Annotated in this window: 9 protein-coding genes and 4 pseudogenes; 7 read left to right on the forward strand and 6 right to left on the reverse strand. The window is 68.7% G+C overall.

Features of this window, described 5'->3' with window-relative positions:
- Together G3N98_RS35385 and G3N98_RS35390 are read left to right on the forward strand one after the other, a co-directional pair.
- Nucleotides 1-2,816, forward strand: a pseudogene (locus tag G3N98_RS35385) (ATP-dependent DNA helicase); the annotation flags it as partial.
- Nucleotides 2,817-2,951: 135 nt separating this feature from the next.
- The gene (locus G3N98_RS35390) at nt 2,952-4,226 is read left to right on the forward strand and encodes an amino acid permease (RefSeq protein ID WP_089427689.1); all 1,275 of its coding nucleotides are present in this window, start codon (nt 2,952-2,954) and stop codon (nt 4,224-4,226) included.
- A 149-nt stretch (nt 4,227-4,375) separates the two neighbouring features.
- Here the strand turns inward: G3N98_RS35390 and G3N98_RS35395 are convergent, their stop codons facing one another.
- The 4 genes from G3N98_RS35395 to G3N98_RS35410 form a co-directional block, all read right to left on the reverse strand.
- A complete protein-coding gene (locus tag G3N98_RS35395; protein ID WP_011658604.1) occupies nt 4,376-4,672 on the reverse strand; it encodes an XRE family transcriptional regulator in 297 nt (98 codons plus the stop codon).
- 72 nt (nt 4,673-4,744) lie between these two features.
- Nucleotides 4,745-5,104 carry a type II toxin-antitoxin system RelE/ParE family toxin gene (locus tag G3N98_RS35400; RefSeq protein ID WP_206150730.1) on the reverse strand — a complete coding sequence of 120 codons (360 nt, stop codon included), beginning with the start codon at nt 5,102-5,104 and terminating at the stop codon, nt 4,745-4,747.
- 110 nt (nt 5,105-5,214) lie between these two features.
- The gene (gene pcaQ / locus G3N98_RS35405) at nt 5,215-6,201 is read right to left on the reverse strand and encodes a pca operon transcription factor PcaQ (protein ID WP_175238843.1); all 987 of its coding nucleotides are present in this window, start codon (nt 6,199-6,201) and stop codon (nt 5,215-5,217) included.
- 84 nt (nt 6,202-6,285) lie between these two features.
- Complete coding sequence (locus tag G3N98_RS35410; protein ID WP_206150731.1) at nt 6,286-7,023, reverse strand: helix-turn-helix transcriptional regulator; 738 nt, start codon at nt 7,021-7,023, stop codon at nt 6,286-6,288.
- Nucleotides 7,024-7,143: 120 nt separating this feature from the next.
- On the opposite strand from G3N98_RS35410, the gene G3N98_RS35415 reads away from it, so the two are divergent.
- The 3 genes from G3N98_RS35415 to pcaG all read left to right on the forward strand — a co-directional run bounded on the left by G3N98_RS35415 (nt 7,144) and on the right by pcaG (nt 9,288).
- Nucleotides 7,144-7,710 (forward strand): YiiX/YebB-like N1pC/P60 family cysteine hydrolase, encoded by a 567-nt coding sequence (locus G3N98_RS35415; protein ID WP_089474686.1) that lies wholly within the window; start codon nt 7,144-7,146, stop codon nt 7,708-7,710.
- A 273-nt stretch (nt 7,711-7,983) separates the two neighbouring features.
- Complete coding sequence (gene pcaH, locus G3N98_RS35420) at nt 7,984-8,691, forward strand: protocatechuate 3,4-dioxygenase subunit beta (RefSeq protein WP_059683235.1); 708 nt, start codon at nt 7,984-7,986, stop codon at nt 8,689-8,691.
- Nucleotides 8,692-8,694: 3 nt separating this feature from the next.
- Entirely contained in the window at nt 8,695-9,288 is a 594-nt protein-coding gene (gene pcaG / locus G3N98_RS35425; RefSeq protein ID WP_206150732.1) for a protocatechuate 3,4-dioxygenase subunit alpha, read from the forward strand.
- Between the two features lie 457 nt (nt 9,289-9,745).
- Here pcaG and G3N98_RS35430 read toward each other — a convergent pair whose 3' ends face one another.
- Nucleotides 9,746-10,525 carry a helix-turn-helix transcriptional regulator gene (locus G3N98_RS35430; protein WP_089427695.1) on the reverse strand — a complete coding sequence of 260 codons (780 nt, stop codon included), beginning with the start codon at nt 10,523-10,525 and terminating at the stop codon, nt 9,746-9,748.
- Nucleotides 10,526-10,667: 142 nt separating this feature from the next.
- Here G3N98_RS35430 and G3N98_RS35435 point away from each other — a divergent pair.
- A pseudogene (locus G3N98_RS35435) lies at nt 10,668-11,426 on the forward strand (alpha/beta hydrolase); the annotation flags it as partial.
- Between the two features lie 60 nt (nt 11,427-11,486).
- On the opposite strand, the pseudogene G3N98_RS35440 reads toward G3N98_RS35435, so the two are convergent.
- A pseudogene (locus G3N98_RS35440) lies at nt 11,487-11,630 on the reverse strand (aminopeptidase); the annotation flags it as partial.
- On the opposite strand from G3N98_RS35440, the pseudogene G3N98_RS35445 reads away from it, so the two are divergent.
- Nucleotides 11,624-11,748: pseudogene (locus tag G3N98_RS35445) on the forward strand (hypothetical protein); the annotation flags it as partial. The pseudogenes G3N98_RS35440 and G3N98_RS35445 sit on opposite strands and share 7 nt — an antisense overlap.

Raw genomic sequence — 11,748 nt, forward strand, 5'->3', positions numbered from 1 at the left:
TCCACACCCCCTCCACCCCCCTCCGCGCGGCCCACACGCTGCCCACCAGCGCCCACACACGCTACGCCAACGCCGAGGCGCGAGCCCACCCCCCGGGCGGTGCCGACACCGACGCCGAAGCCGAAGCCGAAGCCGAAGCCGAAGCCGAAGCCGAAGCCGAAGCCGAAGCCGAAGCCGAAGCCGAAGCCGAAGCCGAAGCCGAAGCCGAAGCCGAAGCCGAAGCCGCAATCAGTGTACGAAACGACGTCGCCCGTGCCACCCCTGCCGGCCCGGCCGACAGCCGCCTCACGCCGGCATTGCGCTGGCTCGTCGACGACCTGCACCTGTCGCCCGACGCCGCGCACCAGATCGCCGACTATCTCGCGCGCACGCGCGCCGCGCTCGGCGCGTTGCCGACGCAGGACACGCTCGTGATGGAGCGCTTCTTCGACGAATCGGGCGGCACGCAGCTTGTGATCCATTCGCCGTTCGGCAGCCGCATCAACCGCGCGTGGGGGCTCGCGCTGCGCAAGCGCTTCTGCCGCAGTTTCAACTTCGAGCTGCAGGCGGCCGCGACCGACGACGCGATCATCCTGTCGCTGTCGCTCGCGCACAGCTTCGCGCTCGACGAAGTGTGGCGCTACCTGCGTTCGGCGAGCGCCGAGCACGTGCTGGTGCAGGCCCTGCTCGACGCGCCGATGTTCGGCGTGCGCTGGCGCTGGAACGCGACCACCGCGCTTGCATTGCCGCGCTTCACCGGCGGCAAGCGCACCGCGCCGCAACTGCAGCGGATGAAGAGCGACGACCTGCTCGCGACCGTGTTCCCCGATCAGGTCGCGTGCCTCGAGAACATCGTCGGCGAGCGCGAGATCCCGCATCACCCGCTCGTCGACCAGACGCTCGACGACTGCTTGCACGATGCGATGGACACCGAGGGCTGGCTTGCGCTGCTGCGCCGGATCGAAAGCGGTGCGATCGAGCTCGTCGCGCGCGACCTGCCCGCGCCGTCGCCGCTCGCGGCCGAGATCCTGAACGCGAAGCCCTACGCGTTCCTCGATGATGCACCGCTCGAGGAACGCCGCACGCAGGCCGTGCAGTCGCGCCGCTGGAGCGATCCCGAATCGACCGACGATCTCGGCGCGCTCGACGCCGACGCGATCGATGCCGTGCGCGACGAAGCCTGGCCGCTCGTGCGCGACGCCGACGAAATGCACGACGCGCTGCTCACGCTCGCGTGCATCGCCGACAGCGAAGCACGCCAGCACGAAGGCTGGCTCGACCGGCTCGCGGAACTCGCCGAACACCGCCGTGCGACGAAACTCGTGACACCCGGCGACGCCGCGCTATGGGTACCGGTCGAACGACTCGTGTGCGTGCGTGCACTGCATCCCGACGCACGCATCGCGCCGGCGCTCAAGGTGCCGGCCGCCTGCGCGCAGCCGTGGGAAGCCGATGCCGCACTCGTCGACGTGATCCGCGCGCGGCTCACCGGCTTCGGGCCGCTTGCGCTCGACGCGATCGCGACACCGCTCGGCCTGCCCCCTGCGTCGATCGCGACGGCACTCGCGGCGCTGGAACGCGAAGGCTATGTGATGCGCGGCCGGTTCACGCCGGGCACGACGGTGGAAGAATGGTGCGAACGCCATCTGCTTGCGCGCATTCATCGCTATACGGTGAAGCGGCTGCGCCGCGAGATCGAGCCGGTCGAGCGCGCCGATTTCATGCGCTTCCTGTTTCATTGGCAACACCTGACGCCGGACACGCGCGGCACGGGCCGCGACGCACTCGCGGCCGTGGTCGAACAGCTCGAAGGCTACGAGGCCGCGGCAAGCGCCTGGGAAGACGCGCTGCTGCCCGCGCGGCTCACCGACTACATGGCGGGCGGGCTCGACGAGCTATGCCGCTCGGGCAAGCTCGTGTGGACACGCATCGGCGCGCCGGCGCGCGCGGCCGGCACCCCCGTGAAGACGACGCCGATCGTGCTGCTGCCGCGCCGCCACCTCTCCGCGTGGCAGGCGCTGCGCGATCCCGACGCGCAACCGGCGCTGTCCGCGCGCGCCACGCAGGTACGCGACGCCCTCGCCGCGCATGGCGCGATGTTCTTCGATGCGCTGCTCGACGACCTGCACATGCTGCCCGTCGAACTCGAACAGGCGCTCGGCGAACTCGTGTCGGCCGGCCTCGTGAATGCGGACAGCTACGCGGGCCTGCGTGCGCTGTTGAAGCCCGCCGTCAAGCGCAGCGCGACCTATGCGCCACGCACCCGGCGCGGCGGTGCGCTCATCGGCGGGATGGACGACGCGGGCCGCTGGGCACTCGTGCAACGTCATGCGCCGCCGGACGATGCGCCCGTGCCGAAACGCGGCCAGGCCGCGACCGACCCCGACGTGCTCGAACACATCGCCTGGACGCTGCTGCGCCGCTACGGCGTCGTGTTCTGGCGGCTGCTCGAACGCGAAGCCGACTGGCTGCCGAGCTGGCGCGAACTCGTGCGGGTACTGCAGCGCCTCGAAGCGCGCGGCGAGATTCGCGGCGGACGCTTCGTCGCCGGGCTCGCGGGTGAACAGTTCGCGTTGCCCGAAGCGATTCCGATCCTGCGCGAGCTGCGGCGGCAACCGGGCGACGGACAATACGTGTGCGTGACGGGCGCCGATCCGCTGAATCTTGCCGGCACGCTGCTGCCCGGCGACAAGGTGCCGGCGCTGGCCGGCAATCGCGTGCTGTTCCGCGATGGCGTGCCCGTCGCCTCGCTGGTTTCGGGCGCGTTCCACTACGCCCCCGAGCTGTCGCCCGCCGCGCGCGAGGACGCCCGCCTGCGGCTCGCACGCCACTGCTGACATCGGCTGACACACGACACCGCACGGACTACTGATCGCCGGGCCGCGCTGCCGCCGTCGTTCGGGTAGCATCGAACGATTTTCCGCGCGAGCGCCCGCGCTCGAACACAACAAGACTTCCGGAGACTGCCGTCCATGCCCTCGCATGTCGAATCGCCCGCCGCTCATCACGCGGGCTCGCTGACGATTTTCCAGGGCGCCGCGCTCTATATCGGCGCGGTGCTCGGCACCGGCGTGATCGCGCTGCCCGCACTGGCCGCCGAGGTGGCGGGGCCCGCCTCGCTACTTGCCTGGGCGGCGCTGGTCGTGCTGTCGGGGCCGCTCGCGGCCACCTTCGCCGCACTCGGCGCGCGCTATCCCGACGCAGGCGGCGTCTCGACCTACGCGCGGCGCGCATTCGGGCCGAAAGCCGCGGCGATCGTCGGATGGTGCTTCTACTTCGCGGTACCGGCCGGCGCACCGGCCGCCGCCATGTTCGGCGGCGCATACGTCGCGGCCGTCACGGGCGGCGGGCACACGACGGTCATCGTCACCGCTGCCGCGCTGATCGCGACCGTGTCGGCCGCGAATGCATTCGGCGTCACGGTTTCGGGCCGCATGCAGCTCGTGCTGTCGGCACTGCTCGTCACGCTGCTGCTCGCCGCGGTGCTCGCCTCCGCGCCGCATGCACGCACCGCGAACCTGCATCCGTTCGCGCCGCACGGCTGGCTCGCGGTCGGCCAGGCTGCCGCGCTGCTCGTGTGGAGTTTCGCCGGCTGGGAAGCGATCACGCATCTCGCGGCCGAATTCCGCCGGCCCGCGCACGACATGCCGCGCTCGGCGGGAATCGCGGTCGTGGTGGTCGGGTTTCTGTATCTGTCGGTTGCTGCCGCGAGCGTGACGGTGCTCGGGCCGTCCGCGGGCGGATCGGGTGCACCGCTCGCCGAACTGATCGCGGGCGGCATCGGCGGCCATGCGCAGGTGCTGGCCGCCGCAGCCGCCCTGTTGCTCACGCTCGGTACGATGAACGCGTATTTCGCGGGCGCGGCCAAGCTCGGCGCGGCGCTCGGGCGCGACGGCGCATTGCCCGCGTGGCTCGCGCAGGGCAGCCAGGTCGGCGGCGTCCCACGCCGCAGCCTCGGTGTGATTGCCCTGCTCGCCGTGGTCGCACTCGCTGCGACGACGCTGTCGGACGTCGGGCCGAAGCCGCTCGTGCTCGTCACCTCCGGGTGCTTCGTGATGGTGTACGGGCTCGGCGCGGCCGCCGCGCTGAAACTGCTGCCGCGCGGCGGCATCGCACACCGTTGCGCATGGATTTCGCTGGTCGCGGTGGCCGGGCTGTTCCTGACGACCGGCTGGTACATCCTGTGCCCGCTGCTGCTCGCGGGCGGGGCGCTGCTCTATCTGCAGGTGGCCGGGCCGCGTCAGTGACCCGGCAGCTGCGCGCGGGGTCGACACGCGCCTGCTTGCGGCGACGCGCGGGCTGACATCACCGAACCGCCGGCCGGATTGCCGGCCACGCCGCCGCGTGCATCATGCGTAGGGGCGCAGCCTCGGCCTCCGCCGATGCTTCGCGCCCGTCAGGCGGGCACCAGCTCGAAGCTGAGCCGTTTGCCGAGCGCGGTGGCCGCGCTCGCGAGCGTCGCGAGCGTGAGGCTCGTGTCGGTTTCGTCGAGGAGGCGGTTGAGCGCGGCGCGGCTGGTTTTCATCCGCGCGGCCATCGCGGTTTTCGTGATGTGCTGCGCCTTCATTTCCTGGCCGATCTGCCAAGCGATCACGCGCTTGATCGCGGTGGCGGTGGCCGCCTCGAGATTGCCGTCCTCCTCCAGGAAGGTATCGAAATCGCTGCCGATATGCGGATTGTTCGTGGTCGTCATGGGTACTCCAGTACATGGCGTTGCCGGCGGCCTGACCGTCGAAGACGGTGCGTTCCGGCGTAACCGGGGAATTCAGATGGCGCGCATCAGCGCTTTCAGGCGCGCGACGGTGACATCGAGATCGTCCGACGGCGTGGCCCGTGACTGCTTGAAGAAGCCGTGCAGCAGGACCATCGTGCCGCCGACGACCGTAAACAGCACGCGGGCGCTTCGCCCCGGCAACATCACGCGGATCTCCCACAGATCCTGCGCCATCTTCCGAACCAGCGGCATACCGAGCGGCCAGCCGAGTTGAACGGTCTTGATCTCTTCGCCGATCGCCCTTCGCTCCGCTTGCCCGAGCGCCTTCAGCCATTCGCGCACCGGCTCGTTGCCACGGGCCGTCTGGAAGAACCGCACGCCGAGCGTGACCTGGATCTGCTGTCTCGTCATCGTCCTGACACCAATCGTACCAAAATCGGTACAATATGCCAAGCACCCCGCCGCCGGCTACTGACCGGATGGCCAATCCGGCAGCCGGGAACGGCGGGCGGGTCGCCGGCTCAATCGTCGCGACGAGCCGGCTTGCGCGCCGCGCGTGACGCCCCGCGCTCACGCGTCTCGCCGAACCGCGACCGCGCGATGTCGCGCACGGCGTCGATCAGCGTCCGTGCGACCGGCGACGGCTGCGCATCGGTGCGCAGCACCAGCCCGACCGGTTCGTCGGTGCCCGCCGACGGCAGCGGCAGGCGTGCCAGTGCGCCGGCCGACAGGTCGTATTCGGCCGCATAGAGCGGCACGAACCAGACCGCGTCGTTCTCGAGCGCCAGCGCACGCGCGACCGACACCGACAGCACCTCGATGAACGAATCCAGCGGCGGCACGCCGCAAGCGCCAAGCAGCTGCTCGGCCGACTGGCGGATCAGCGTGCCGAACGGCGGCAGCACGACCGGATAGCGCGCAAGCTCGGCCGCCGGCGCCGCATTCGAGAGCAGCGGATGCCCGGCGCGCACGACGGCAACGAGCGGCTCGTTGTACAGCTGCTCGAACGCGAGCCCGATCATCCGCTCCGGCTCCGACAGCCGCCCGATCGCGCACTCGATCGCGCCGGACTTCAGGCGCTCGAGCAGATCGGCGTTCGCGGCCGTCGCGATCCGCACGACGACGCGCGGCCAGCGCTCCGCGAGCGCCTTCATCAACGCGGGCGCGAGCGATGCCGCGACGGTCGGCAGCATGCCGATTTCCAGCGTCGCCGCGGCGGCCCCGCCTTCGCGCGCGAGCAGCCCGACACCCTGCCGCAGCGCCAGCACGCACGCGTTCGCGTGCGGCATGAACAGTTGCGCCTCGCGGGTCGGCTGCGCGCCTTGCCGGCCGCGCTCGAACAGCTTCACGCCGAGGATCGCCTCCAGTTCGGCGATCGTCTTCGACACGGCCGGCTGCGTGATCGACAGGCTTTCGGCCGCCTTCTGCACGCCGCCCAGTTGCGCGACCGCGAGAAAGCACTGCAGATGCCGGAACTTGACGCGGCCGTCGGCGATACGGTTATTCATAACGGGTGGTTATGCGATAGACGATGAAATGCCATTTTGCATAACTTTCCGGATAGCCCCAAGCGCTCGACGATACGTCACGCGTCACGTGTTGCGCCGCAGTGCCTGGAAACCGGCCGGCTCCCACATCCGCTTCGCGATCAGCAAGCTGGTGCCGCGCTTCTGCGCGAGCGGTGCCGACGACGATTCCGCATGCAGCGCGGCCGCCTTGCTGCGCAGCCGGCGCAATTCCAGTTCGAGCTCGGCGGAGGCAGCCTCCGTCAGCATCCCCTGCGAGAACGTCATCGTCTCGCCTTCGCCGTCGAAGCGGCTGTCGAGGAAATCGCCGAGCGCGTGCGCGTGGAAGTAACGGCGGATCGGCCCGCCGGGCAGCCAGTCGAAATCGCGCGCGACGCGCACGCGAATCCGGTCGCCCGGCAACAGCGCGACGACGTTCATCCGGTCGAGCATCAGCAGGTATTTCACGCACTCGGCCTTCGTCACCTGATAGGCCGACACGATGTCCTGCACCGTCCAGTAGTTGATCGCGCAGACGGCGACGAGCAGCAGCTTGTCGTCCGACACGAGCAGCGCCTCCTGCTGCTCGGTCAGCACGTGCAGCCTCGGCGCCGACGCGGACGCCTCCTGCACGAGCTCGGCCAGCGTATAGCCGAGCAGCTGGGCGATCTCCACGACGCGCTCCAGCGTGAAGCGGCCGCTGGCGAACAGCCGCTTCACGCTGGTCTCGGAAACGTCGAGCGCACGTGCGACGTCGCGGTAGGTCATGCCCTGCGCCTTCAGCTGGCGCTTCAGCATGTCGATGAGTTGGGCGGTTTCGGTCATTTTGGTATCGAAAAGTGATGCTCAAGGTCAGATATTAGGCTACCTGTGCGCGCTGATGAACACATTCGGATACTTGTCTGCATAATCCGCTCCGTGCTGTCACTGAACGACGGAGCCGACATGACCACCCGAACCGACACCGCTGCCTACGAATCGCATCACCCCGCCCCGCGCGATGCCCGCGACACCGATCGCACGATGCCGCTCGCCACGGTCCGCACGCTGGCCGCCAGCGCGCACGTCGGGGATCTCGTGTTCATCCGCGTGCCGGCGAATGCGCCGCGCGACGCGGCAGGCGCGACGGGTGCGTGGGCCAATCGCTTCGGCATCGTCGTCGACACGTCGGGCGACGAGCCCGTGATCGCCGAATCCGCGTTGGCGTGGACGAAGCTCACGCCGCTGTCCCGCTTCGTCGCCCGTACCGACGGCGGACGCATCGCGCTGGCCCGTCGCGTCGCGGCGCCGAGCGCCGATGCGCAGCGCCAGGTGCACGCAACCGCCGAACAACGGATCGACGCCCTGCTCGGCAACCGCTTCAACCTGCGGACGCGGCGCGGGTTCTGCGCGCGCTACGTGAGCGACGTGCTCGGTGCCGACCGGGACGCGACGCCGGCCGCACTGCTGCGCAGCGGCACGCTGTCACTCGAATTCGACGGGATCGTGTTCGATCCCGGCCGCCCGTCATAACAGGCGCTCAGGGAGACCGGATAACAACAAGAACGACAATACAAAAAAGCAGTGACGGGCTGGCTGGAGGGCCGTGCACGGGGTCGTCACCGACGACGCGAAGCCCGATCGCTTTTTCCGCCGGACAGGCATCCTGTCCGGCGGAATTTTCATGGGTGCGTCGAACATAACAAACAGTTATGCGATTCGCTAAAAAAGGTCATTTTGCATAACTTTCCGGATTGGCTACAGTCGTGCCATCCACTTCGCGAAATACCTATCAGGAGACGCCCGATGGATTCCCCCACGATCCTCACGCCGCGCGACTGGCCGTCGCATCCGGCCTATATCCACCCCGAGTACCGTTCGTCCGTGAAGCGCGGCCCGACGCGCCCGCTGATCCCGCTGAAGGAGAAGCTCCGCGACCAGTACGCGCCCGTCTACGGCGCCGAAGATCTCGGCGCGCTCGACCATGACCTGACGAAGAACGCCGTGAAGAACGGCGAGCCGCTCGGCGAGCGCATGGTCGTCACCGGCCGCGTGCTCGACGAAGGCGGCAAGCCCGTGCGCAACACGCTCGTCGAGGTATGGCAGGCGAACGCGGCCGGCCGCTACGTGCACAAGGTCGACCAGCACGACGCGCCGCTCGACCCGAACTTCCTCGGCGCGGGCCGTTGCCTGACCGACGACGAAGGCCGCTACCGCTTCCTGACGATCAAGCCCGGCGCATACCCGTGGGGCAACCATCCGAACGCGTGGCGCCCGAATCACATCCACTTCTCGTTGTTCGGCGATTACTTCGGCTCGCGTCTCGTCACGCAGATGTACTTCCCCGGCGACCCGCTGCTCGCGTACGACCCGATCTTCCAGGGCACGCCCGAGGCCGCACGCGATCGCCTGATCTCGCGCTTCTCGATGGACATCACCGAAGAAGGCTATGCGCTCGGCTACGAATTCGACATCGTGCTGCGCGGCCGCGACGCTACCCCGATGGAGCGCTGAACCATGACGACGCTGAAGCAAACCCCTTCGCAAACGGTCGGCCCGTACTTCGCGTATGGCCTGTGCCCGCAGCAATACGACTACGACCTGAAGAGCCTGTTCACGCCGACGATCGCCGCGGCACACGCCGAAGGCGAACACGTGCTGCTGGTCGGCCAGGTGTTCGACGGTGACGGCAACGTCGTCGGCGACGCGGTGCTCGAGTTCACGCAGGTGGACGGCGCGGGCCGCTACCCCAAGTCGCGCGACGACATCGCGAAATCCGGCTTCACGGGCTTCGCGCGGGTCGGCACCGGCACCGATACGCAGCAGCGCTTCGTCGTCGAGACGGTGAAGCCGGGCCCTATCGCCGCCGGCGAAGCGCCGCACATCAACGTGACCGTGATGATGCGCGGGATCCTCACCCACGCATTCACGCGCGTGTACTTCGACGACGAAGCCGCCGCGAACGCAGCCGACCCCGTGCTGAACGCGGTGCCGGCCGAACGCCGCGCGACGCTCGTCGCGAAACGCGACGCGCAGCCGGGCCGCCCGGTCGTCTACCGCTTCGACATCCGCATGCAGGGGCCGGACGAAACCGTGTTCTTCGACGTGTGACGCGCGGCCGGCGCACGCCGGCTTAGCCCGCTACCGCACCGCCGCGTGGCGCGATACCGACAGGCATCGCGCCACGCGGCGTTTTTCATGGTCCGTCATCATCATTCGATGCTGCGGTGCAGCGTGCCATATTGCGGGTGCCGACGGCCTTGCCACGGGCCTCCCGCCGCTGTATCGAACGCGCGATTGAGACGCATGCTGCGATAGCACACAAGTCGTTCGTCCGACACGATATCGTTTGCGCGTTACGCGGCGTATTCTTCGCTATCCGCAACGCTTCAATGAGATTGAATCGGAATAGGAAACAATTACGCATGTCATGCGCGACACCGCCCGGCAGGCCGTGCGCGCATTTTTTCTGACCGAGTGCCTTGAAACGCGTCTGACCGAAGTTGGCAGGCGCGTATTTTTTTGCGGCAACCGGCACACCGACGTGGCATGCGCCACTTCGTTCCGGTCAGCGCCGAATCTCCAGATAGCGGCTCGGCGTATCGCCCAGAATGCGGCGAAACGCCGACGTGAACGCGCTTGCGCTCGCATACCCGAGATCGAGCGCGACCCGCGTCACCGGCTGCCCGTCGCTCAGGCGCGCGATCGCCGCGAGCATGCACACCTGCTGGCGCCATACGGCAAAACTCACGCCCGTCTGCGCACGGAACTGCCGCGTGAACGTCCGGCGGCTCAAGCCCGCGTCCGCGGCCACCTGGTCGAGATCGGCCGCGATCGACGGCGAGGCAAGCAGGTGCCGGCACACCTTCGCCAGCCGTGCGTCGGCCGGCAGCGGCGCATGCAGCGACAGGCGCGGCATCGTCGCGATTTCCGCGACCAGCAGCGCCATCAGCTTGCCCGCGCGCCCGTCGACGTCGTACAGGGCCGGCAAGTCGATCGCATCGTCGATCAGTTGCCGCAGCAGCGCCGATACGCCATACACACCGCACTGTTCGGGCAGGCCCGCCTCCTGCGCGGCGGCGCCGGACACGAACGTGTTGAGCATCGTGACCGGCCCGGTCATCGTCATTTCGTGCCGCACGCCGGCCGGCACCCAGCACGCGCGCTGCGGCGGCACCAGCCAGCGTCCGTGCGGCGTCGACACGCTGATCGTGCCGCGCGACGCGAACGCGAATTGCCCGCGCCCGTGCGCGTGTTCCGGAAACGTCGTGCCCGCCGCATAGTCGTTCGCGGTCACGACCACGCTTCGCGGAATGTTTTCGTAGGGATCTAGCAGCGTATTTCTCACGGCCCGAATTCCATCATCAATGACCCGATATCGAAGGCGGGTCTCCTTCGCGCGATCTACGATCCGCTCCACCCTTGCGCGACCTGACGGCCGCAAGACCCGTCGGCCTGATCGGCCGGATTACCACTGCATCGGAGCGGACATGCCGAATACGTTTCATCGCGTGGGGGACGGCCCCCACCCTGTTCTTGTACTGCCCGGCTGGTTCGGCGACGCCCACGCGTTCGAACCCGTCGAAGCGTGGCTGTCGCGCAAGCACTTCAGCTATGTATTCATGGACTACCGAGGCTACGGCCGGATGCGCGACGCAGCGGGCCACTTCACGATCGACGAGATCGCCGCCGACGCGCTCGCGCTGGCCGATACGCTCGATTTCGCGACCTTCAGCATCGTCGGCCATTCGATGGGTGCGATGGCGGCCGAGAAAGTCGCCGTCATCGCGCCCGGGCGCGTGCGTGCGCTGGTACCGGTCACGCCCGTGCCTTGCGGCGGCCTGCCGTTCGACGCGGAGAAACGTGCGCTATTCGAGCGCGCCGCCGACCACGTCGCCGATCGCCGGACCGTCATCGATCGCAGCACCGGCGGCCGGCTGCCCGCCGCCTGGGTCGAGTGGAAAGCCGCGTATTCGGCAGCCCGTTCGTCGCCGCCGGCGTTCGGCGCGTACTTCCGCGCGTGGGCCGATACGGATTTCGGCGACGAGATCGCCGGCCTCCATCCGGTGAAAGTGCTGATCGGCGAGCACGATCCGGCGTTCGACGCGGCACTGATGGCCCGCACCTACCTGCGGCGTTATCCGCTCGCCACCGTCGACGTGCTGCGCAATGCGGGCCACTACCCGATGAACGAGACGCCGCTCGCGTTCGTCGCCGCGATGGAAGCGTTCCTGCTCGCCGTGACGGCGCCCCCCCGTCGGCAACCCCTGACGACGCGCGACGCGCAACGAGCATGGCGGTCATGCGCATCACCGCAGCATGAACGACATCGCCGACAAGCTGTTCAGCGTGCGCACCACATGCTCGACCGAAGGCCCGTCGAAGCGCAGCGTCACCGCATCGACGCGCTCCAGCGACGGCAGCACGCAGAACAGGTCGGCCAGCGCCGCCGTCGCATCGCTTCGACATCGAGATCGAGGAAGACCTGATCGAGGAAGTGGCGCGCATCTACGGCTTCGAAAAGATCCCGGCGCGTCCGCCGGTCGCGACGAGCGAAATGCGCGCGACCAA

The sequence above is a fragment of the Burkholderia sp. Tr-20390 genome, assembly GCF_017104595.1.
Classification (GTDB): domain Bacteria; phylum Pseudomonadota; class Gammaproteobacteria; order Burkholderiales; family Burkholderiaceae; genus Burkholderia.